We start from the raw sequence: 23,107 nt of genomic DNA on the forward strand, positions 1-23,107 counted from the left end.
CAGAATAAGAATAGCTGTAATCAAGCCAAGGCTATCGAAAATCAATCCGCATTTAATATACCAACGCTCTATTTTAATACATTTGTAGAATGAACAATTCTGATGCAATAGCTGATTTCTATAAAAAGAAAAACATCAACATCCCCACTCATTATCAATGGGGTACAGGATATTTTGACATTATAAGAATTGACAATCTACAAAGACGGGAAGAACTTATTTCACTGATATCCTTTACGAGAAAAAACTTATATAAAATCAAATTGGTAAAAGGAAAATGTAAGTGTCATTACGCTGATAAAACTATTGAAATAAACCAATATGCGCTGATGTTTATCAATCCCACTATTCCTTTTTTACTGGAAGAAAGTGATGGGCCCATAGAGGAATATTTCTGTTTATTTAATGAAGAATTTTTCAGTAATTATGGGAATATAAAAGAATATCCTGTATTTCAAAATACACAGGAAAATATTTTTGATCTGTCAGAAGTACAATATCTGGAATTTGAAAACATGCTGAACAAAATCCAGGCAGAACTTTCATCAAATTACGATTTCAAATTTGATGTAGTCCGGAATCTAACTTATGACCTTATTCATACTACTGTAAAAATGCATAACAGCCTTAGTACATCCTCTGTAAGAAAAAATGCCTACAACCGGATCACTTTACTTTTCGAAGAACTGCTTGCCTTACAATTTCCATTGCATACAGCAACAGATTATATCAGGTTCAAAAAGCCCAAGGATTTTGCAGCCCAGCTTTCCATTTCTATTAATCATTTAAATAAAGCGGTAAAGCACACACGGAATAAAACCAGTTCTGAAATCATCACAGAAAGAATCTTGCAGGAAGCCAAAATCTTGCTAAAACTAACGGATTGGTCAGTTTCTGAAATAGCATATCTCCTGGGCTATGAAACACCTTCCCGTTTTACCTTTACATTCCGAAAGAAAACCGGTATTCCTCCACTGCTGTATAGGAGGGATCAGACAAATAAATAAGACGCTCACCATATGAATGTTATTCATATTTTAAGAACCTTATCAATGAGATTACTTTTACTTCAGATTCTTATTTTTCATGAATAAAAAACATGAGTTTTTAATGTTTTTACATTTATAAATTATATTTTTGTGTGTATACTAATTAAAAAAATATAAATTATGGGATTTATTAAGGAATTTAAAGCTTTTGCTTTTAAAGGAAATGTTCTCGATCTGGCTGTCGGTGTTATCATTGGAGCAGCATTTGGTAAAATTGTTACTTCTTTAGTAGAGGATGTTGTAACTCCTTTATTACTAAACCCGGCCCTGAAAGCTGCGGGCGCTGAGAACATCTCTAAGCTTACCTGGAATGGTGTTGCTTATGGTAATTTTCTTTCTGCCGTTATCAGCTTCCTGTGTATTGCAATGGTTCTTTTCTGGATCATTAAAGGAGCCAACAAAATCAGCAAGAAGGAAGAAGCTGCCCCTGCAGGACCTACAGATGATCAAAAATTATTAGCAGAAATCAGAGACTTGTTGAAAAGCAAGAACAATCTATAATAAAAGATATCGATGCTGTCACACAGCAATCATTTGAAAAACCGGAGAAGCAAAGCTTCTCCGGTTTTTTTTGTCCTATTCGAAATTTCAAATTGTTCAGTTGATTTTACTTTCTGCCCACAGTATTAGTCCGTTCAGCAGAGAATGTCAGCTTTGCTAAGTGAATCGCTATTACAATCCTAGTTGTTAAAACACTTTGTACTCTATACCACTTAAAGAAACTGTTTGTTAATACCTTATACTGAAACCTGATAATATGAATAAAAAAGCGGATTCAAAAAATGAACCCGCTTCTATTCTATTGGCTTTAGCCTAATCTTAATATAAAAAAGTTAAGAGTTAAGAGTTAGGAGTTGACAGTTGACAGCGCTATTGCCTACCATCTATCATCTATTACCTATTTCAAATTCTTGATTATTGAATCTGCAAAATACTTGAAATCTGTTCTGCTAAGGAAAGTCCTATTCTATCCTGAGCTTCAAGTGTAGAAGCTCCTGTGTGAGGAGTCAGAGAGATTTTAGAATGATTCAGTATCTCTTTGGAAGGTGTCGGCTCATTAATGAAAACATCTAATCCTGCAAATTTCACTTTCCCGGAATCCAATGCTTCAATTAATGCTGCTTCATCAATCACTCCACCTCTGGAACAGTTAACAACAGCAACCCCGTTTTTCATGATTTCAAACTCATTCTTACCTATCATATATCCGTCTTTCTGAGCAGGCACATGCAAAGTAATAAAATCTGAATGTTTCAGGACATCCTGTAAAGGTTCTGTTTCTATATCTACATTGATAAACTGGTTATTGTAAAACTTCACCTTAATACTGGCTTTTCCTACATTATTATCAGCTGCAACGACTCTCATACCAAGACCTAAAGCAATTCTAGCAACTTCCTGTCCTATTCTTCCCATTCCTACAATTCCGATTGTTTTTCCTCTCAGTTCAATACCGGCAGCATATGCTTTTTTAAGTCCTGCAAATTCTGTATCTCCTACTAAAGGCATTTTTCTGTTGGAATCCTGAAGGAATCTTGCTCCTGAGAACAAATGTGCAAAAACAAGCTCAGCCACTGATTCTGAGGACGCAGATGGAGTATTGATCACATGGATTCCTTTTTCTCTAGCATATGCTACATCAATATTATCCATACCAACTCCTCCTCTTCCTATAATTTCAATGGAAGGACAACCGTCAATAATATCTTTCCTTACCTGAGTTGCGCTTCGTACCAATAAAGTACGGATCTTATGCTCATTAATGTAATCCACCAAAAACTCCTGTGGAACTTTTGCTGTAATAACTTCAAAGCCTTTTTCTGCTAATGCATCAATTCCTGATTGATCCAGGCCGTCGTTTGCTAAAACTTTCATAAATACAACTATATTTAAAATTAAAAAGATTTAAAAATTAAAGAGATAGGCTCTCATTTAATCTTTAAATCTTTGAATTATTTTTTTATTCTCCGTCTTCTTTGAATACTTCGATCGTCACTTGCTTCTCTACCAAATCCGTAAATCTGCCTTTGTATCTCGTTGCTCTTACCAAGTGATTATCTATCCAGTGATAATTTCCGCCTCTTGGTTTTCCGCAGAGTACACTGTGGTACTTGAAGCCGTGTTTATCCAGCCAATCAATGGTAATTTGTTTAAGATTTTCTGTTCTTGAAGTAAAAAAACAAATCTGGTGTCCTTCGTCATACCATTTGTTTACTGTTGCCAATGCATCCGGGTAAGGCTCACAGGTAACCATTCTTTCCGGTTCTTCATTAGGAACATCATCTGTAATGGTTCCGTCAATATCAATTAAGTAATTTTTTACTCCATCCTTAAGAATAGGACTTATGTGCTCTATGTATTCTAATTCCATCGGTTAACATTAAGTAACAAAGTTAGGGTTTTTACAACTATCAAGCACATGAATCTTAGTTTATGTTAAAAATTTACTACAAAAAGCGTTATTTAATGAATAATATAAATATTTTATTCGTCATTTTACCATTTATGATTAAAAATTTTCGTTTCAGAAATTCATTTTACACAGGAAATATAGTATTTAGATACGAAATAAGGTTAAAGTTCATTTTAAAACACCAGAGTCCGAATTAGACTTTTTATATAAAAGCTTGAAACCGCTGTTTTATTCTTTTTTCAAGCCTGATCCTGTCCCTTTACTTCTCAATTTCATTACAAACGCATGATGTTTATCTAAAAATTTCCAAAATACATTTATTACGCTTACATTTGTAGAAATGGAAGAATTAGTAGTTTTAGTAAATTCTAAAGATGAAGTTTTGGGTCTGATGGAAAAACAACAGGCTCATATCAATGGCTTATTACACCGTGCTTTTTCTGTTTTTCTATTTAACAGTAAAGGAGAAATGCTTCTTCAAAAAAGAGCTTCGGGAAAATACCACTCCCCCAATCAATGGACCAATGCAGTGTGTTCACATCCCAGAAAGGAAGAAACCTATCTGGAGGCCGCAAAACGCAGGCTGAATGAAGAATTGGGTATTGAAACAGAACTTTCAGAAAAATTCAATTTTATCTATAAAGCTGATGTAGGCGGAGGTCTTTGGGAGCATGAACTTGATCATGTGTTCGTAGGAAACCATGAGTCTGAATCTGATTTTAATTTGAATAAAGATGAAGTGGAAGAAATAAGATTTATATCCGCGGAAGATCTGGATAAAGAAATTGCTGAAACTCCTGAAAATTTTACAGAATGGTTTAAGATCATTCTTGAAGAATACAAACACCATTTTTAAAGATGAAAAGAATATTGCTTGTATCTGCTTTATTTTTTGGAAGTCTACTTTTTGCACAAAAAGCAAATGTTTACGACAGTCCCAATTATTCTATTAATGTTCCTGAAGGCTGGAAATCTACCAATGACAGTGATATTGTCAACATTTTTCCTACCAGCGAAATCGGAGCTATTACCATTTCTGAATATCACGATCTGGGTCTTCCAAAAGAAGAAATGAAAAAATTTATCCTGGCATTGTATAAATCAGAAGATTCTGAGAATAAAATAAAGCAAAATAAGAGTAAAAAAGGATACACAGAATATTTCTACGAATATTTTGATGAAAAAGAGAAGCTTTTCTGGACTACCAGAGCTTTTCAAAAAGACAAAGATCTATATCTGGTAACAATCAACTGTGGTCAGAAATTCTGGAACGGAAATTATATGACCCTTTTTAATGAAACTTTCAACAGTTTTAAAATAAAGAAATAAATTAAATATGAAGAAAACAGCCTTGTACGACACTCATGTTTCTTTAGGAGCTAAAATCGTACCTTTTGCAGGTTTTGAAATGCCTGTTCAATATTCAGGAGTAACGGAAGAGCATTTTGCAGTAAGAGAAAAAGCAGGATTATTTGATGTTTCCCACATGGGACAATTTTTCATCGAAGGTCCCGGTTCAAAAGACCTTTTACAGTGGGTAACAACCAATAATGTAGATGCTTTGGAAAACGGAAAAGCTCAATATTCATGTCTTCCTAACGAAGATGGGGGTGTTGTGGATGATCTTATCGTTTACAAAATGGAAGATGATAAATATTTCGTGGTTGTCAATGCTTCAAATATAGATAAAGACTGGAATCATATTTCAAAATACAATACTTTCGGAGCTACAATGACCAATGCGTCTGATGAGATGTCATTATTGGCAATTCAGGGACCTAAAGCTACGGAAATCCTTCAGAAGCTTACAGAAGTTAATCTTTCTGAAATCCCTTACTACCATTTTACAGTAGGAAGTGTGGCTGGCGTAAACGATATCATTATTTCAAACACAGGATATACCGGAAGCGGAGGTTTTGAGATCTATTTTAAGAATGAAAGCGCAAAACAGCTTTGGGATGAAATTATAAAAGCAGGTGAAGCTGAAGGAATTATCCCATGTGGATTAGCTTCCAGAGACACTTTACGATTAGAGAAAGGATTCTGTCTGTACGGAAACGATATTGATGATACCACTTCTCCTATTGAAGCAGGCTTAGGATGGATCACAAAATTTGACAAAGATTTTGTTTCCAAAGATATTTTTGCAAAACAAAAAGAAGAGGGGGTTACAAGAAAGTTAGTTGGATTCGAATTACAGGATAAAGGGGTTCCAAGACATGATTACCCTGTAGTAGATGCAGAAGGCAATGTAATTGGAAAAGTAACTTCAGGAACACAGTCTCCAATGAAAAAGATCGGTTTAGGTCTTGCTTATGTAGACAAGCCTCATTTCAAATTAGGTTCTGAGATCTTTATTCAGGTAAGAAATAAAAATATTCCTGCAAAAGTAGTGAAAGCTCCTTTTGTATAATATCAATACACAAAAAACCGCAGTTTAATAAAGCTGCGGTTTTTTTTATCAATTATTTTTCAGACAGGTGGATACCGGATTATACATTATCTCCTTCCCCATCCATCCATCTTCTCATCTGCACTCTATGAGCCGGGGTCTCCTCTATTCCTCCAGCTAAAACATGTAAGATTTTATCCCATAGATTTTTCTTCTTAGACTGTAATTCTTTTATTTCGCCATAGGCAACCAGATATTCCTGTTCGTACTGATAGGCATCTTCGTCAGAGTAATTCCACGGGATATGATTAAGAATGTCCTCTGTTAAGGTATCAATCTCATCAGGTTCCAGTGTTTCCATCATTTTTAGCTTGAGATGATAGGTTTCAGATATTGACAATATTTTGTTTAAAGAGGTCTTTATATCTTTCCAGATACCTTCCCATTTTTCAAGATTGTCATCCATAAAAATGGTATTCCCCATTCTTTCCAGTGTCACAAAATTGTCCAACACCAAATTTTTATATTCTTCGTGGGTTTCCCAGATTCCGACCAAACTTGAAGCATCTTTTTCTTTAAATTTTTCTTCAATTTTTTCCAAAACCTTAAGCAAAGCATTAGAATTTTCTACCAGTTTGGATTTTTCTCTTATCCATAAGTTAATAACCATACTATCATTTGTAGTGGTAATTAGCTTTCCGCAGTCTTCAATTTTCCGTCTTATTTCATCATCACTTGTTTGAATTTCTTTATTTGTGGTCTTAATATCCAAAGAAAGTTTCCTTAAGCTTTGTACCGCTTTAATTACGGGATTGAATTGTTTTTCCATCATAATCTGTTTTAATTATTTTATTGTAAAAGAATGAATGTGTTTTTTAAGGGAGCCAAGAAATTCAATGTCTCGCGGTCACTAATTTACGAACTTCCTAATAAAACAACCAATTAACAATCGAAAACAAATCAATTATGAATCAAATTCAAATTATCAATATAAAAAATCACAATAAAATAATAAAACACAAATAAAAAATAATATAAAAAATCATAATGGATAATTTTTTTTAATCACCCTACTGATAGAAACTTCTATTTACTTTCAAATTCATTAAAAAAAAGAGGTTGTATTTTCTACAACCTCTTTTTTTTAATAGCAAATACAGCAAATCTTTCTGTCCGGGCTACAGGCGTCACCTACTCCCGGTGTATTGGAAATGACACCCCCTGCTGGTCCACATAAGGTATAGCAGTTAACAATAAGAGGTCTTGCTCCTCCATCAATCTTCTTTAATGCTGATCTGTTAAGGCTTTTCATTTTTAAAAAACTTGTTTTCATGATTTTATTTTTTAGTTATCATAAAGATAAGTATTTAATAATTAAGTGTTTAAAAATAAATCACAAAATATGGATAAGAAAATTACTTCTTCAGCAAAGGGAAACAGACGGTATTTTTATGCATGGGTTCCAAAGAACTCATGCAAAGCTTCCACATTTTTCTTATCATTCCCTACAAAAATTTCTTTATCAGTAAGGAAAACCGGTCTTTTTAAGAATGTATAATGATCCAGCAACAGTTCCTTATAATCTTTTTCAGTTAAAGACTTCACATCCAGCCCTCTCAATTTGATCTGAGTAGACTTTTTGCTGAACAATGCTTCATAAGACTTCGTTTTCTTATGCATCTCTGCAAGCTCTTCTTCTGTAATCGGTTCTTTTTTGATCTCTCGAAGCTCCCAGCCTGTAAGGTCAAACTGTGCTAATATTTTTCTGCAGGTATCGCAGGTATTGAGATGAAATACTTTTTTCATTGTTGTTTACGAATCTTAAATTAATAAAAATTCTCGTCTGTAAGAATTTAGTCTTTCAAAAGTAGGATTTAATCTAAAAATTTGAAAATTATTAAATAACTTTATTCAAATTTTATAAAGATGCAGAACAAACCTATTACATTTCAGTTTATTTCAGAGCCTTCGGATGTTAATTACGGAGGAAACGTACATGGCGGAAGCGTTATGAAATGGATTGATCAGGCTGGTTATGCATGTGCTACTACCTGGAGCGGAAATTACTCCGTAACAGTGTATGTGGGTGGCATTCGTTTTTATGACCCTATTAAAATAGGTGAGGTAGTAAAAGTAGATGCTCAGGTCATCTTTACCGGAACTTCCAGCATGCATATCTCGATCAATGTTTTTTCACGAAATCTGAAACAGCCGACATTTGAAAAAAAGACCCATTGTATCATTGTCTTTGTTGCGGTGGATGAAAACGGAAAAAAACTCCCTGTTCCCAAATGGATTCCTGAAACCGAAGAGGAGAAACAACAGGAGAAGTATGCCAAGCGCCTGATGGAACTGAGAACACAGATTGAGGATGAGATGAAACCTTTTCTGTGAATACGGGATAAAAAGCTAGATAATGAGCAAGTATAAAAAATTTGCTATTTAGATTAATATCATACAACATCATTTTTAATATACATAGTATGAGAAATATTTTCACATTATCTGCTTTACTGCTTATCATTTTATGCCCGTCCCAGATACATCGATTTATCTATGAAATGCAATACAAGATGGATTCTACAGAAAATGGGCTTGAAAAACTGAATATGATCCTGGATATTGGCTCCAAAGAAGTGAAGTTTTATGGGCAAAATCTGGCCATTACGGATTCTTTGAATAAAAAATTCGGAATGAATTCTGACTATACAGACATGTCCGGCCAAGTGATAAAAAGGAGAATCAACTCTTTTGATAATGAAAATTACATCAATATCAAACAAGGGTATTATTCTTTTAAAACAACGGATAAAATCAATTGGACTATTTCTGATGAAATTAAAAAATCTGAAAATTATATTTTGCAAAAAGCAAGTACAAGATTCGGGGGAAGAAGCTGGACGGCATGGTTTTGTAAGGATATTCCTTTTAATGAAGGCCCATTTAAGTTTCGCGGACTTCCAGGCTTAATTTTTGAGCTCTCCGATGCAGGGAAAAATTTCATCTATACTCTTGTCAGAAGCCAGGTACTTCCAGATTCCTATTCCACTGAAAACTTTGTAGAATCCAACTTTGGAAATAAAGCAGTCCCTATCAACGAAAAACAAAAGCATAAGCTAATGATAGAGTTTTACAATGATCCTTTTGCTTTTGAAAGAAATACTTTCAGCAAAACAAATAGTGATTTAAAGATTAATATTAATGGAAAAGAGATCCATAGTGTTGATGAACTCAATACTCAGACCAAAAGTATGCAGGAAGTGATTAGAAGGTACAACAATCCTCTTGAAATTGATAAAGCTGTTCATTATAAAGAATAATAAAATTTAAAACTTCTTTAATTCTTTTCAGTTTTTTTGAAAAACAGATTCTTCTTTTTATATTTGTATCATCAAAAAGGAAATGGTGTTCTTCCTTCCCCCAACCGCTCCACAAAAGCTGATGACGCCTGATTGAAAGATTATTAACAATAACTGATCAGGATTATTATGTCAAAAAATCAAAGAACACTTGCTAAAAAAGCAGTTTTTCACACCCATCTTTTCTTCAGGAAATTTCCGGCACTGCCCTATATTTTAAAATGGCTGTTGATCAGTATTATTATCGGTATTTTGGCAGGAACCGCTTCAGCAGGATTTTTACTGTCATTGGAATGGGCCACCCGTTTTAGGGAAAACCATCTTTGGATAATCGCTCTACTCCCTGTTGCCGGTTTTCTGATTGGGCTTTTATATTATTATTGGGGGAAAGATGTTGAAGCAGGAAATAATATTCTGATCGATAATATTCTGGATCCGAAAGAAGTTATCCCTTTTAAAATGGCTCCCTTTGTTTATCTTGGAACAATGGTCACTCATTTATTCGGAGGTTCTGCCGGCCGTGAAGGGACCGCTCTTCAGATGGCTGCGGCTCTTGCGGATCAACTTAGCAAGCCTTTTAAACTTGATCGAAATGAAAGAAGAGTATTACTGATTGCTGCCATTGCTGCAGGTTTTGGGTCTGTTTTTGGAACCCCGTTAGCTGGTGCGGTCTTTGGACTTGAAGTATTTCTTATCGGAAAGATACGTTACAATGCTATTTTTCCAGCTTTTGCTTCAGCTATACTGGCAGACTGGACAACCAATTTATGGAACGTTAAGCATACTCATTATCATATTGATTTTATTCCTAAATTAGAATTTTTGCCCATTTTATACAGTATTCTGGCTGGAATAGCTTTCGGAATCTGTGCTGCAGGCTTTAGCAGAATAATCCATTGGGCAGGAGCTTTTTTCAAATCAAGAATTCAGTATCCGCCATTTCGCCCGGTAGCCGGAGGTATCATAATAGCTTTGGCTGTTTTTGCGCTGGGTAGCACAAGATATATCGGACTCGGTGTTCCTGTCATTGTAGAGTCTTTTCAACAACAGCTTCCCTTATATGATTTTGCCTTGAAAATGATCTTTACGATCGTTACCCTCTCCGCAGGATTCAAAGGAGGTGAGGTCACTCCACTGTTCTTCATAGGAGCCACACTGGGAAGCGCTTTATCTCTATTTATCCCGCTTCCATTTGGATTATTGGCAGGAATGGGCTTCGTAGCTGTATTTGCCGGAGCCACCAATACCCCTCTTGCCTGTATGCTAATGGGAATTGAATTGTTCGGAGCTGAATCCGGTGTGTATGTGGCGATTGCCTGTATTGTTTCTTATCTTCTTTCGGGGCATAGCAGTATTTACAGTAAACAAAAAATAGGAGCTGCTAAAAACAGAAGATATGAAAGCCAACAGGATAAATCTATTTCGGACTTTTTATAGGAGACTGTTTGTGTAATGTAAAATGTATAATGTATAGTGTATAGTGTATGGTGTACTAAAATAATACTGTTATACTGTCCGCGAAAACTCTCAGACACTAAAACTCAAATAACAGCTGCTATTTCTTAACTTATAAGTATAATTCTTACCTTTGCAGCATGTTCGATTACAGGTTAAAAGTTTTTCATACTGTGGCTTCAAGACTAAGCTTTACCAAAGCTTCGGAGGAGCTTCATATTTCTCAACCGGCTGTTACAAAACACATCAAAGAAATTGAAAATCAACTGTCTGCAAAACTATTTGACCGTAAAGGAACTTCTATACAACTGACACAAAACGGAAAGATCCTGTATGAATATGCTGAAAAGATCAGAGGACTTTATCGGGATCTTGAATTTGAAATCAGCCAGGTCAATCAGCAGCACAAAGGAAAACTGATCATTGGAGCAAGTACTACCGTTGCCCAGTATATCCTTCCCGAAATTTTAGCAAAATTCAATGCTTATTATAAAGATATTAAGATTGAACTTCTTACGGGGAATACTGAAGCTATCTCTGCTCTTTTAAAAGATGAAAAAATAGATCTTGGCATTATTGAAGGAGAATCCCAATCTTCTTACTTTGATTATAAATCTTTTAAAGCTGATGAAATTGTGCTGGCTGCAAAAACCAATCATTCATTGGCCCACAAAACATTGAATATAAAAGATCTGTACTCTATCAATTTGATTTTTAGAGAACAAGGCTCAGGAACACTTGAATTCATTCAAAACAGACTTCGAGATAACGGAGTCAATATCAATGAATTAAATACTGTTATTCAACTGGGAAGCAGCGAAAGTATCAAAAACTACCTCCTCCATTCAGATTGTATGGCTTTTCTCTCCATCAGCACGATCCTTACCGAACTGAAAAACAATATCTTAACTGTCGTAGACATTAAAAATTTCAGTATTGAAAGGGATTTTCACTTCATCCTTCCAAAAGGGGAACAATCTGAGCTGATAGAGCTTTTTTTAAGGTTTACGGAATTATAATGTATAAAGTACAATGTATAAAGTATAAAGTATAATGTACAATGTAGAATGTCCTTTGGGGAATCATTTAAGTTATAACCTATAGTTATTCAAGATAACAAAATACGATTTACTTTGTAATACTATATTGCCGAATTTTGAAACATAATTTAAAGTTCGCAATATGAAAGATTTCATTCAACATGAAACAATACGCAAAATCGTTTTTATCATACTGGCTGTATTATGCCTTACTCCACTGATCTCCTCTCCTATAGCTCTGGCGTTAGGATTTTTACTGGCTGTTTTTATCGGAAACCCTTTTGAAAAACATCTTCATCAATACATTCATCTGCTATTGCAAATTTCCATTGTAGGCCTGGGATTTGGATTAAAACTGGATGAAGCTTTACATGCAGGAAAAACAGGGTTAGTGTTAACAGTAGTGAGTATTCTAACCGTGATGATTTTAGGATATTTTTTAGGAAGATTATTCAAACTTGAAAGACCGTTATCCTATCTTATTTCTGCAGGAACCGCCATTTGTGGTGGGAGTGCTATTGCAGCTATTTCTCCTATTATTAAACCCAGCACAAAACAGATTTCCCTGGCTTTAGCTATTGTTTTCACATTGAATTCTATTGCTTTATTCGTATACCCGGCTATTGGACATCTGCTTCATCTCTCTCAGGAACAGTTTGGTCTTTGGTGTGCCGTGGGAATCCATGATACCAGTTCTGTAGTAGGTGCCGCCAGTAAATATGGCGATGAAGCTTTAAAAATTGCAACCACTGTAAAGCTGGCAAGAGCATTGTGGATCATTCCCGTTTCCCTGATCACGATGTTTATCTTTAAAAATAAAGAATCAAAAATAAAAATCCCCTGGTTTATCGGGTATTTCATCCTTGCTATTCTGTTGAATACTTATTTTCCTTTTATGGACCGTTTCAGCAGTGAGATCACCACCTTTGCAAAATCAGGATTGAATCTGACATTATTTTTTATAGGCTCCAGTCTTTCTATTCAAACATTGAAAACAATAGGGATTAAACCTTTAGTGACGGCGGTACTTCTTTGGATCACCATCAGTATAGGCAGCCTTCTTTATATTATTCAGTAAAAGCAGCGGGACCCTTTTGAAATCAAAAGGGTCCCGCCTGTTAAATGTGGAAATGTTTATTTCAGTTGAATAGTATCTTAAATAACCAATCGGTTAGCAAGTCATCACCTGTGGGCATCCAATTAGCTCAACACAGTATTTAGGGCCTGTTACAGCTCCCGTACAACTGCATCCGCAAAGTGAAGCATCTGGAGTTCCAATTCCGGAACCTCCAATACCACCTGTAATATTCTTCAGATCTTCTTTTCTTAATTTTTTAGCATTTTTAATAATGTTCATGTGATTTGATTTTGATTAAACAATATAATTTAGTTGCCTCCCAAAGTTAAACAAATATTAATTATTCGCAACATAATTTAATATATTTCTAACTAATACATTGATTTAAAATTAATTAATATATTAAAAATCAGAAATCACACTTTGCCAATTATTAAACAGATATAAATATTACTTTAATCCAAGACGTTATCAATATAGTATATACAACAGTTTTTCTTTTTGACTGGTTTTGGTACAGCTTTCCCAAAATCAACAGGCTCAAAAAAATAAATACGGCTATTTTAATTGTATTTTTATCCACCCCAGACTCCTTTTACTTTATATTTTTTAAGAGGGATTTCTTCGCTTTCACATTGTACAGACAGCTTCATCTCATTATACATAAAAGTTGGTGTGATTATAATATCTATTGGCTTATCCGGATATTTTGTTTTTAATTTCTTGAAAATATCAAGCATTTCCATATCATCAAAAAAAACCTCAGTATAATATTTTGTAAATGAAAATTCCACATTATAAGGAATTCCATCCTGCCTGTATGTTTCAACTGCTTTAGCATCCATTAGAAAGCCAGACTCTCCATCATAATTAATACGGTAAATTCTTCTAATCTTATCTTGTTCATCATAAGGTCGTAATACAAAACGATACTTGTATTTCTCTCTGTATTGATCCCATATCCCAAAAGGAATACCATTTTCTTTGATCTTCTGTTTAGTACTGTCAGGAACTAATATTTTATATGATAATTCATAGAACTGTTCCTGAGTTTCCTTAGGATCAATTCTTCTCATAAACTCATCTTTATTGACAAAAGTTTCTTTGGCCTGCAAACGGCAAACCTCTCTGCGATGATGGTTGCCTGACAACCAGACCACTATCACACCGCCCGGAGCGGCTCCTATGGTAAGTTCATCATAAGTACTCTCTTCCCAGGGAAATTCACCTTTATCATCCGGATTACCTTGTATCATAAAACCTTCTCGAAATAACTGAAGTATTTTTTCCTTAGGAAGATCAGCATCCACCCGCCAGAACTTCTTCTCCGCATAACTTACATAGGTAAGATTAAGATGAGAGGGAACTGTATTGCCTCCTTGACCACCATTCTTACCATCGTACACCCATCTTGTATTTACTACACCTGATTTTGGCACTCCACAGATCAATTTTTTTTTATCATCGGTTAATACTCCTATATGTACTTCTACAGGATATTCTTTGGGAGCCGTCATCGTCACCATATAAGGAAACTTTTCTTTTTGGCTGTTTTTGGTACAGCCTTCCCAGCTCAATAGGCTCAAAAAAATAAATACGGCTATTTTCATTGTATTTTTATCCACCCCAGACTCTTTTTACTTTAATCTTTTCAAGGATTATCTTTTTATCCTTGCATTGAGCAACTACCTTAAAATCATTATACATAAAGCCTGGAATCAGGACAACATCTATCGGTTGATCAGGATGTGATTTTTTCAGTTCATCAAAAGCTCTCAGCATTTCCTCATCATTAAAAATAATCTCTGCATTATATTGGGTGAAAAAAAAATTAACATCATAAGGAATTCCGTCCTGTTTATATGTTTCTGCTGATTGGGTATCCATTAAGAATTCAGACTCACCATTATAGTTAATACGGTACAATCCCGTAATTTTATCTTTCTCATCATAAGGTCGTAATACAAAACGATACTTATATTTTTCTCTGTATTGATCCCATATCCCAAAAGGAATCCCTTTTTCCTTAATCTTTTGTTGAGTACTGTCAGAAATGTTTATTGAATATTTTTTATTAAAAAACTGTTCTTGAGTTTCATCATATTGCGGATGAGGCCTAAACTCATCTTTATTGACAGAAGTTTCTTTAGCCTGTAAACGACAAACCTCCCTCTTATGATGGTTTCCTGACAACCAAACCACTACCACTCCCCCCGGAGCAGCTCCTATGGTAAGTTCATCATAAGTACTTTCCTCCCAGGGAAATTCACCTTTATCATCCGGATTACCCTGTACCATAAAACCCTCGCGAAATAACTGAAGCATTTTCTCCTTAGGCAGATCAGCATCCACCCGCCAGAACTTCTTTTCTGCATAACTCACATAGGTAAGATCCAGATGTGACGGAATCGTACTCCCTCCCTGCCCTCCAGCATCTCCATCATATTGCCAGCCTCCATCTTCTACTCCTGTTTTGGGAACTCCACAAATCAATTCTTTTTTATCATCGGTTAATACTCCTATATGTACTTCTACAGGATATTCATCAGGCGCCGTCATTGTTACCATATAAGGAAACTTTTCTTTTTGACTGGTTTTCATCTTTAGTATATCATTTTTTCTGCATGCCTGAAGCAGAAATACACTGCAAAACAGGCTTAGAATATATATTTTCATGTGCTAATTTTCTTACGGTTTTTTGTTCCTGACCATCATCAGGTTTCATTAATATATTTTCCTTTTTCGCTTACCATTGACAATATTAGGATAATTTTTCTGAGAAATAAGGTCAGATCCTGACTGGCCATATGTAGCATTCCAATGCAGGTAATGATTTCTTAGAAATTTAATTTCTCTGTTCTTTTTATGGGCTTCTACATTATTACGTTGCTGGCCTTCCAACTGGCGTTGCTGCCACTCAAATACCGACTGTCGGTCACCTGTGGCATGTATTACCGGAGGTTCTTTATATATCTCAGGTTCTATGAACGCCAAAGGACTTCCCCCATTAAAGGTATACTTTTTTAACTTCTCTTTAATTCCTTCTAAAAATGCAATATTACCAGGAATCCAATTATCCTGAAATTTATAGTCATCTGTAACTCCACTTTCCTTAACTGGTATGCATTTCTTAATGCAAAACTCTACCATCAGATGCAACGGAATAAAACTATACTGATTGCTTAATTTTCTTTCTCCTTCCAGTCTGTAATTGTTAACACTAAGTCTATAAAAGGGATCTTTTTTAATACTGAGCTCCCCCGGCAGAAACCACCCCTGCCTGATAAGTTCTTCAGAAAGGGAATATAATGAGTCTTTCACAATAGTGGCATCAATTCTTTTGGGGTTATCAGTCCACCCTTCTACATAAGCACCTCCTACATCACAATGTACTCCCGGATAGTATAATTCAATTCCTCCTTTTTTTCCACTGTCTGGTGACGTTTTGGGTACGGAAGAAATATCGACCAGACTGAAATTCGCCCGGTGTTCATCCGCGGCTACCATATGGACCACATAGTCTGCTTTGTTCACATCATTCAGCCCAAGATCCTTGCTGTCATTCGACTGAAACAGTCCATGATGAGGTACAGTATCATAAATTCCCACAAACCTTATCTGCACTTTTGTCTGCTCATCCATCAATCCGGCTTCGGAAAGTAATTGTCCCAGGTAGCCAAAGGCAGGCATCACCCCATTAGCATAAGACTCAGCCAGATTGTACCCAAACTTATCCTTTACAATAAACCCTTCCTTCCATGCTTTTGTATGAGCCTTATAGCTTCCCTGTGTCACCACGTGAACAAAATGCCTTGCTGCCGCTGCTCCACGACTAAACCCAAAAACATCAAAAGTAAGAGTTCCTACGAATTCTTTATTTTTAAGAATGTTTTTAAAGATCTCTGTTTTAACGTTCCGTATTGATTTTCTCACCCTATCCATAATTCCGGCTGATCCCATTCCAAAAGCAGGTCCCATCATCAGATCATCCCCTTTATAATCATCAACCTCCAAAGCATCTCCATAATGTTTAGGTGCTGTATTGGTTCCCATTCCTTCCGTATAAATTCTAAATATTTTATCTGCTTTGCTTTTCTTATAATTTTTAAATAAAATAGCCGGATTAGAAAGATCGTTCTCAAAACTGGTTTCCCCTTTGGATGGATCTCCATCTACAGCACCCCCTTTTTTCCTATAAATATTTTGTGCTTCCGCAGCACTTGCTTTTGATCCCTCAACATTCTTTACTCCTTCTTTCTCAGTCACTTTTTGCCTTAGTTCTGTATTATACATATTATTCAATGTACCATCCAGGAAAACGCCAAATGTAAAATTCACATGGTCTTTTTTTAGTTTGGCAACCGATTCCGGTTTACCCACCACTACAGGCATATTAGTGGCTTTGGGCGTATCGATATGCGTTTTGAGTTCATTTTCTACCACAAGCTGTATCTTTTCCTCGATATGGCTTATATGATTTTTGTATTCAACCTTTACATAGTACTCGTGTTCACTTTCATTTACATAGTCTATTTTGTTAAGCTTAGCCTGATAAAGACTTATGTTATTGAAATAAAGATAGGCTCTGCCTTTATCATCCACTCCGGAAGTTGTATACGTACCCATAGAGCGGTCTCCTGTTACATCATCTTCATATACAGAAACCTTCAGTCTATCTCCCTTAGGAATATTAAGGGTTCTTACAGCCAGTTGTACTTTATCCAGATAACCTATTTTCCTTGTTCCCACGGGTCTCCCTCCGGAATCCTGCCATTCCATGGAAAGGAGTTGCGGCTTTCCAGCCAGAATATAGAGATTAATCGAGTAGTTCACCTCTTTTCCGTTCTGTACTACTACAGCGATGAGTTTTACCGTTTTTTCAGCCAGATTTACCGCAAATTTAAAAATGCCTTTTGTATTGCTGCCAAGGATTTTGCCGTTATATTCTATCTTCCATTCTTTTACCGTCACCTTTGCCGTAATATTCAATATAGAATACTGACAGACTGTATTCGTCAATGGCCTTGTTTCCCCTATAATTTTCATATCCAATTAATTACAGGGTTATAAAAGTATCATCTTCGTCTGTTTCTTCCTCATCACGATACAGGTTTATAAATGGAAAGAGCTCTGCAAGTACCTCGGGATCTGCATTTTTCACATTCTGTTCGGAAGCTTCAACGGTTTGCCCATGAAATATAATTTCTATACTGGCTATTCCGCTGATGGCACATACAGCCTTACTATCTTCCAACAAGGCTTTTCCATTATTATCTGCTAGGGTAATGTTTTCATAATAACCTTCCCAGCCTGTAACCGTAGGAGTACAGGGATTATTATTCATTTTAGCACAATTTCCGAAGGTATTCTTCTCAAAAGTAGATCCGATATCCACATGAGTAGCCATCAGTTTTTCTGCTCCGTCTTTGTCGTTGATGTATCTTTTGCTTTGGGTTTTTACCTTAAGTGTATCAGGAGTAGTACCAAACCGGCATTGGCATACCGCCCCCTGGCATACGAGATGTTTTTCGCTCATTGTGTGTGTGTTTTTTATACTTACAATTTACTAATTTTCTGTAAGTACACAAACATTTTCAAATATTAAATCTCTTTATAGGGAAAAAAAATAAAGCATTATTCAAGCTGAAAGACCAGGTAAAACAGACTTACTAAAGTTCTCTTGATCCGGGTTTCAATTCTATTCTATGAATTCAAGATCTTTATCATGGGTTTCTGAGATCGTAAGTGCAGAATAAAAGGCAAGTCCAAATACAATCACTCCTACTATAGCTGCACTCCCAATTACAGAAAAATAAGCTTTCAGAGAATCAAAAGCCAGAATCATGACAGGAACCAACCCTCTTACCATATTCGGAACCGTAGTGGTTGCTGTATTTCGGATATTGGTTCCGAACTGTTCTGCGGCCAATGTCACAAACATTGCCCAATACCCCGTTCCAAGGCCCAGCCATATGCAAAACAGATAATATTTTGTTTCAGTATTGGTATTTCCAAACAACATAATTGCGGCTCCAATCAGAGTGAAAATCAACATATAAAATATGGCCATTTTACGGGATTTTAATGCATGAGAAATAAAACCACTCATCAGATCACCGACAGAAATCCCTACATAAGCCCACATGATTGCTTTTCCGGGATTAAGATCCTTAATTCCAAATTCAGGAGCAAACTGATTGGCTAAAACCGCCAGAATACCTATGCAATACCACGTGGGCAAGCCTACGGCAATGCATTTTAAATACCTTATCAAACGGTCTTTATGGGTAAAGAAAGAAAGGAAATCTCCTTTGGAGACACTTTTATGTTCAATATTTTTATAAATTCCGGATTCTGAGACGCTTATTCTAAGCACTAATAACAGGATTCCCATAACTCCACCAATGATGTAAGAGATATTCCATCCCCCTGATAATTCTACGGTCAGCTGAGCGACTACCGCACCCATTAATCCAAATCCGGCAACAACGGATGTCCCAAATGCCCGCAAACTCTTCGGCAGGCTTTCAGAAACAAGGGTAATTCCGGCTCCAAGCTCTCCGGCGAGACCAATCCCCGCAATGAACCTTAATCCGGCATATTGATACACTAAATGTTCTTTTGGAAAATAAGGCAGAAAACCACATGCTATATTTGCTATGGAATACACCAGAATAGAGCCGAAAAGTACAGAAAGCCGTCCTTTTTTATCTCCAAAAATACCCCAGAAGACGCCTCCAATCAGAAGTCCTACCATCTGGCAGTTCAGAATAAAAGTACCGTCAGCATCAGGATTGAGTCCTAAAGCCTTCAGGCTGGGAATCCTTACAATCCCAAATAAAAGGAGGTCATAGATATCTACAAAATAGCCTAGGGCAGAAATAATAACGGGAATAGAGAAAATGTACTTCATTTTTGAAGACAGGGACAGTTCTTGCATTTTTAAATTTTGATAAAAATAAAAAACCTTTCAATTTCTTGAAAGGTTTTTATATAATATCTTAATCTGATTATTATCTTGCAATATTCACAGCTCTCGTTTCTCTGATTACTGTTACTTTTACCTGACCTGGATAAGTAAGTTCGTTCTGGATCTTTTCAGAGATATCGTAAGATAGCTGAGAAGCAATTTCGTCATTTACTTTTCCGCTTTCTACCATTACTCTTAGCTCTCTACCTGCCTGGATTGCATAAGCACTGGACACTCCGTCAAAGCTTAATGCAGCAGATTCAAGGTCTTTCAGTCTCTGGATATAAGATTCCAATACCTGTCTTCTTGCTCCCGGTCTTGCTCCTGAAATAGCATCGGCTACCTGAATGATCGGAGATAATAATGATTTCATTTCAATCTCGTCGTGGTGAGCACCAATAGCATTCACTACTTCCGAGTTTTCACCATATTTCTCAGCCCATTGCATTCCTAATAAAGCGTGAGGAAGTTCAGACTCCTGCTCAGGCACTTTACCGATATCGTGTAACAGACCAGCTCTCTTAGCTAATTTTACATTTAATCCCAGCTCAGCAGCCATAGTTGCAGCAATGTTCGCTACCTCTCTTGAGTGCTGTAACAGGTTTTGTCCGTAAGAAGAACGGTACTTCATTCTCCCCACAATTTTAATCAATTCAGGGTGTAATCCATGGATTCCCAAATCAATAATCGTTCTTTTTCCTACTTCAATGATCTCCTCTTCAATTTGTTTTCTTGTTTTTTCTACTACTTCTTCAATTCTTGCAGGGTGGATTCTACCATCTGTAACCAATCTGTGAAGTGATAGTCTTGCGATTTCTCTTCTTACAGGATCAAAACATGAAAGAAGAATGGCTTCCGGAGTATCATCAACAATAATTTCTACTCCTGTAATCGCTTCCAAAGCACGGATATTTCTACCCTCTCTACCGATAATTCTACCTTTTACCTCATCAGATTCAATATTGAAAACTGATACTGAGTTTTCGATAGCCTGTTCTGTTCCGATTCTCTGAATCGTCTGAATAACAATCTTTCTGGCTTCATTCTTAGCATTCAGCTGAGCTTCTTCCATAATACCCTGAACGTGAGCCTGAGCTCTGGTTTTAGCTTCAGCTTTCATGGTTTCTACCAATTCTGCTTTGGCTTCATCTGCGGTATAATTAGAAATTTTTTCAAGAACTTCAACCTTTTTAGCGGTAGCAGTATCCAATTCCTGTTGTTTTCTTTCTAAAACTTCATTTTTCTTAGAATAATCAGCAATCTGCTTATCTAAGTCTTTTTCAAGTTTTCCTACCTTGCTAAGTTCGTCATTCAGTTTGTGTTCTTTGTCTTTTGTTCTTTTTTCTACTTCCTGCATTTTCTTTTCTCGAGACTGAATGTCAGCATCATGCTGAGACTTCAATTCCAGGAATTTTTCTTTTGCCTGAAGGTTCTTTTCTTTCTTTATGGATTCAGCTTGTACATTAGCTTTTTCTATAAGGTTTTCGGCATTTTTATTGGCATCATCGATGATGAATTTTGCTTTAGTATTCAGTGAGCTTTTGGAAAAAAACATTCCAACGACAGCCCCGATTACTAAACAAACAACGCCGACTATAACTTCTATCATAATTTATATTGAGTTTTAATTGTATTTATATTTTTCAATAAAAAAAGCCCACAATAATCCAGGGATTGAGAGTAAACTCCTAATCAACACGATTTGAACTGATTTCCACTATCTGTAATCCGGGAATCCGGCACGCCATTTAATGGACATTCGTTCGGCAATTGCTTAGCGTTGAGTTTACCTTTAATGTGTTAGAATTATTGTAGGCAGTCTTTTTCAGGAAAAAAAATCTATTTCCCGATTTCATTCAACGATTGATTAATCTGTGCTAACCTCTCGTTGGTAGAATTAATATTTTTTTCGTAGTTAACAGAAACTACTTCTGCATTGGTTCCCAGTTTAAGGGCACACATGGCTAAAGCATCCTGTTTATCTCTTACGTCAAAGTTTTGTTCAAAATCTTTAATCATATTCTCTATCTGCTTCCCTACTTTACGCAACGTTTCTTCTTCTGCTGCGGGTACGTTCAGCGGATATACTCTTCCTGCAATGTTTACGGTTATTCTCCTTACCTCCATTATAATCCACTGTTTTGAAGCTGTGCAATACAGAAATCTATTTCTTTCACCAATCTGTTGATATGATTTTTCATTAACCTATTGTGTTCAGGATTTCCTGATATTGCTGAATAAAGTTTTATATTTTTTTGTTCTTCTGCTAATACCTGATTTCTTCGTCTTTCCTCATCATATTTCACTTTCAGTTCTTCATGCTCAACACTTAGTTCTGATAAACTTTCAGTAAGATTTTTATAATTCTTTTGTAGAGCCAAAATCTTTTTTTCTAATTCTGAAAAATTGTTTTCTAAATCTTGAAGCATTTCAGGTTTGTATATTCTAACTAGAAGCAAAAATAAAAAAATAATAACACTAACAAAAATAAAAAGCCTTATATTTTGGTATACCCACAAAAAAGGAGATGCTAAAGCACCTCCTTTGTATTTTTAATATGAATTTTTCTTATTCAAATTTCAGAACAAACATGATTGCTCTTGTCTGTAATGTAGAAACTGCGGACGCCCAGTAAGGAGGTGTATTGGCATTATCAGCTACTTTTTCGTTATTCATGAAAAATGTTCCTCTAATGGCAGGAGTCAGTTTAAATTTGTTGAAATAAAACTGGATTCCCATTTCAGCAGACCATGCAAAGTTGTGCGTGGTAGATCTGAAAATCCCTTGCATATTATCATCCGTAGAAGCTGCATTAGACTGAAGATTTACAATATAGTTTACCCCAGCTGCAACGTAAGGCCTTGAATTGTACCATCTTTGCCCATGAAGTTCCAAAAGCACGGGAACATCAATCAACGTAGATTTGATTTCTCTCACTTTATCTTTATCCTGTAAAGGGAACGGCATGAAAGGAGGATTGGTTAAAGATCCACCTGCATAGATGTCATTAGATTGAGTATTAAAAGTCAACTGTCTTTGTGCAAACTGTAAACCTGGTTCTATTCTCACGTCCAGATAGTCGTTCAGTCTCCATTTTGCAATAAGCCCGGCACCGAAACTGTAGCTTTCTTTAGAAGTTACAAGATTCTGATTATCGTTCATCCCATATCTTGGGTGCAATACGATGCGGTAGTCCAGTCTATTCCCGTTCAAATAAAAACCCCAACTGAATTTCTGCTCGTCGAAGTCTTCCAACTTGTCCATTCTGTTTCGGGTTCTAAATTGCGCGTCTGCAAAAACGGCAACATTTACTGAGGCTAAAACCAGTGCTCTTAATAAAAATTTATTCAT

25 protein-coding genes and 1 riboswitch are annotated in these 23,107 nt (G+C 35.9%); of the genes, 10 read left to right on the forward strand and 15 right to left on the reverse strand.

Annotated features, from left to right (window positions below):
• Window positions 1-89 precede the first annotated feature (89 nt).
• Together DRF57_RS04815 and mscL are read left to right on the forward strand one after the other, a co-directional pair.
• The gene (locus tag DRF57_RS04815; RefSeq protein WP_115917181.1) at window positions 90-1,007 is read left to right on the forward strand and encodes a helix-turn-helix domain-containing protein; all 918 of its coding nucleotides are present in this window, start codon (window positions 90-92) and stop codon (window positions 1,005-1,007) included.
• Window positions 1,008-1,169: 162 nt separating this feature from the next.
• Entirely contained in the window at window positions 1,170-1,550 is a 381-nt protein-coding gene (mscL, locus tag DRF57_RS04820) for a large conductance mechanosensitive channel protein MscL (RefSeq protein ID WP_084086017.1), read from the forward strand.
• A 414-nt stretch (window positions 1,551-1,964) separates the two neighbouring features.
• On the opposite strand, the gene DRF57_RS04825 is transcribed toward mscL, so the two are convergent.
• Together DRF57_RS04825 and DRF57_RS04830 are read right to left on the reverse strand one after the other, a co-directional pair.
• Window positions 1,965-2,924 (reverse strand): D-2-hydroxyacid dehydrogenase, encoded by a 960-nt coding sequence (locus DRF57_RS04825; RefSeq protein WP_047485418.1) that lies wholly within the window; start codon window positions 2,922-2,924, stop codon window positions 1,965-1,967.
• A gap of 85 nt (window positions 2,925-3,009) precedes the next feature.
• Window positions 3,010-3,420 (reverse strand): LNS2 domain-containing protein, encoded by a 411-nt coding sequence (locus DRF57_RS04830; protein ID WP_047485420.1) that lies wholly within the window; start codon window positions 3,418-3,420, stop codon window positions 3,010-3,012.
• A gap of 382 nt (window positions 3,421-3,802) precedes the next feature.
• Here DRF57_RS04830 and idi point away from each other — a divergent pair, with 382 nt between their 5' ends.
• From idi to gcvT, 3 genes are read left to right on the forward strand one after another with little or no spacing between them, the layout of a single operon-like run.
• Window positions 3,803-4,318: an isopentenyl-diphosphate Delta-isomerase gene (idi, locus tag DRF57_RS04835; protein WP_115917183.1), complete on the forward strand. Its 516-nt coding sequence runs from the start codon at window positions 3,803-3,805 to the stop codon at window positions 4,316-4,318.
• A gap of 2 nt (window positions 4,319-4,320) precedes the next feature.
• Entirely contained in the window at window positions 4,321-4,791 is a 471-nt protein-coding gene (locus DRF57_RS04840; protein ID WP_047485424.1) for a hypothetical protein, read from the forward strand.
• A gap of 7 nt (window positions 4,792-4,798) precedes the next feature.
• A complete protein-coding gene (gene gcvT, locus DRF57_RS04845) occupies window positions 4,799-5,875 on the forward strand; it encodes a glycine cleavage system aminomethyltransferase GcvT (protein WP_047485426.1) in 1,077 nt (358 codons plus the stop codon).
• A gap of 79 nt (window positions 5,876-5,954) precedes the next feature.
• Here gcvT and DRF57_RS04850 read toward each other — a convergent pair whose 3' ends face one another.
• From DRF57_RS04850 to DRF57_RS04860, 3 genes are all read right to left on the reverse strand, one after another.
• The gene (locus DRF57_RS04850) at window positions 5,955-6,683 is read right to left on the reverse strand and encodes a hypothetical protein (RefSeq protein WP_143330501.1); all 729 of its coding nucleotides are present in this window, start codon (window positions 6,681-6,683) and stop codon (window positions 5,955-5,957) included.
• Between the two features lie 315 nt (window positions 6,684-6,998).
• Entirely contained in the window at window positions 6,999-7,187 is a 189-nt protein-coding gene (locus DRF57_RS04855) for a hypothetical protein (protein ID WP_047485430.1), read from the reverse strand.
• 116 nt (window positions 7,188-7,303) lie between these two features.
• Window positions 7,304-7,660, reverse strand: coding sequence for an arsenate reductase family protein (locus DRF57_RS04860; protein ID WP_047485432.1), 357 nt, complete (start codon window positions 7,658-7,660; stop codon window positions 7,304-7,306).
• Between the two features lie 120 nt (window positions 7,661-7,780).
• Here DRF57_RS04860 and DRF57_RS04865 point away from each other — a divergent pair, with 120 nt between their 5' ends.
• The 5 genes from DRF57_RS04865 (at window position 7,781) to DRF57_RS04885 (ending at window position 12,786) form a co-directional block, all read left to right on the forward strand.
• Complete coding sequence (locus DRF57_RS04865; RefSeq protein WP_047485434.1) at window positions 7,781-8,248, forward strand: acyl-CoA thioesterase; 468 nt, start codon at window positions 7,781-7,783, stop codon at window positions 8,246-8,248.
• A gap of 89 nt (window positions 8,249-8,337) precedes the next feature.
• Window positions 8,338-9,174 (forward strand): GLPGLI family protein, encoded by an 837-nt coding sequence (locus tag DRF57_RS04870; RefSeq protein ID WP_115917185.1) that lies wholly within the window; start codon window positions 8,338-8,340, stop codon window positions 9,172-9,174.
• A gap of 69 nt (window positions 9,175-9,243) precedes the next feature.
• A riboswitch (Fluoride riboswitch) is annotated at window positions 9,244-9,312 on the forward strand.
• Window positions 9,313-9,342: 30 nt separating this feature from the next.
• Window positions 9,343-10,650, forward strand: a complete 1,308-nt coding sequence (locus DRF57_RS04875; protein ID WP_174772350.1) for a voltage-gated chloride channel family protein — start codon at window positions 9,343-9,345, stop codon at window positions 10,648-10,650.
• Between the two features lie 158 nt (window positions 10,651-10,808).
• A complete protein-coding gene (locus tag DRF57_RS04880) occupies window positions 10,809-11,687 on the forward strand; it encodes a LysR substrate-binding domain-containing protein (RefSeq protein ID WP_115917187.1) in 879 nt (292 codons plus the stop codon).
• Between the two features lie 163 nt (window positions 11,688-11,850).
• Window positions 11,851-12,786 carry a YeiH family protein gene (locus DRF57_RS04885; RefSeq protein WP_115917189.1) on the forward strand — a complete coding sequence of 312 codons (936 nt, stop codon included), beginning with the start codon at window positions 11,851-11,853 and terminating at the stop codon, window positions 12,784-12,786.
• A gap of 93 nt (window positions 12,787-12,879) precedes the next feature.
• On the opposite strand, the gene DRF57_RS04890 is transcribed toward DRF57_RS04885, so the two are convergent.
• The 10 genes from DRF57_RS04890 to porT form a co-directional block, all read right to left on the reverse strand.
• Window positions 12,880-13,065 (reverse strand): hypothetical protein, encoded by a 186-nt coding sequence (locus tag DRF57_RS04890; RefSeq protein ID WP_047485441.1) that lies wholly within the window; start codon window positions 13,063-13,065, stop codon window positions 12,880-12,882.
• A gap of 296 nt (window positions 13,066-13,361) precedes the next feature.
• Complete coding sequence (locus tag DRF57_RS04895) at window positions 13,362-14,411, reverse strand: DUF2931 family protein (RefSeq protein ID WP_167449347.1); 1,050 nt, start codon at window positions 14,409-14,411, stop codon at window positions 13,362-13,364.
• Entirely contained in the window at window positions 14,404-15,462 is a 1,059-nt protein-coding gene (locus DRF57_RS04900; protein WP_081988906.1) for a DUF2931 family protein, read from the reverse strand. Before DRF57_RS04900 ends, DRF57_RS04895 begins: the two co-directional genes overlap by 8 nt.
• Before the next feature lie 48 nt (window positions 15,463-15,510).
• Window positions 15,511-17,832 (reverse strand): T6SS phospholipase effector Tle1-like catalytic domain-containing protein, encoded by a 2,322-nt coding sequence (locus tag DRF57_RS04905; protein WP_047485446.1) that lies wholly within the window; start codon window positions 17,830-17,832, stop codon window positions 15,511-15,513.
• Between the two features lie 10 nt (window positions 17,833-17,842).
• Window positions 17,843-18,322, reverse strand: coding sequence for a DUF4280 domain-containing protein (locus DRF57_RS04910; protein ID WP_115917193.1), 480 nt, complete (start codon window positions 18,320-18,322; stop codon window positions 17,843-17,845).
• Window positions 18,323-18,484: 162 nt separating this feature from the next.
• On the reverse strand, window positions 18,485-19,726 hold the full coding sequence (locus tag DRF57_RS04915; protein ID WP_115917195.1) for an MFS transporter: 1,242 nt from the start codon (window positions 19,724-19,726) through the stop codon (window positions 18,485-18,487).
• A 73-nt stretch (window positions 19,727-19,799) separates the two neighbouring features.
• Window positions 19,800-21,365, reverse strand: a complete 1,566-nt coding sequence (rny, locus tag DRF57_RS04920; RefSeq protein ID WP_174772349.1) for a ribonuclease Y — start codon at window positions 21,363-21,365, stop codon at window positions 19,800-19,802.
• 230 nt (window positions 21,366-21,595) lie between these two features.
• On the reverse strand, window positions 21,596-21,883 hold the full coding sequence (locus tag DRF57_RS04925) for a cell division protein ZapA (protein WP_047485454.1): 288 nt from the start codon (window positions 21,881-21,883) through the stop codon (window positions 21,596-21,598).
• The gene (locus DRF57_RS04930) at window positions 21,883-22,185 is read right to left on the reverse strand and encodes a hypothetical protein (protein ID WP_047485456.1); all 303 of its coding nucleotides are present in this window, start codon (window positions 22,183-22,185) and stop codon (window positions 21,883-21,885) included. Before DRF57_RS04930 ends, DRF57_RS04925 begins: the two co-directional genes overlap by 1 nt.
• Before the next feature lie 139 nt (window positions 22,186-22,324).
• Complete coding sequence (gene porT, locus DRF57_RS04935) at window positions 22,325-23,107, reverse strand: type IX secretion/gliding motility protein PorT/SprT (protein WP_047485458.1); 783 nt, start codon at window positions 23,105-23,107, stop codon at window positions 22,325-22,327.

This window comes from Chryseobacterium rhizosphaerae, assembly GCF_003385455.1.
In the GTDB taxonomy this organism is placed as follows: Bacteria; Bacteroidota; Bacteroidia; order Flavobacteriales; family Weeksellaceae; genus Chryseobacterium; species Chryseobacterium rhizosphaerae.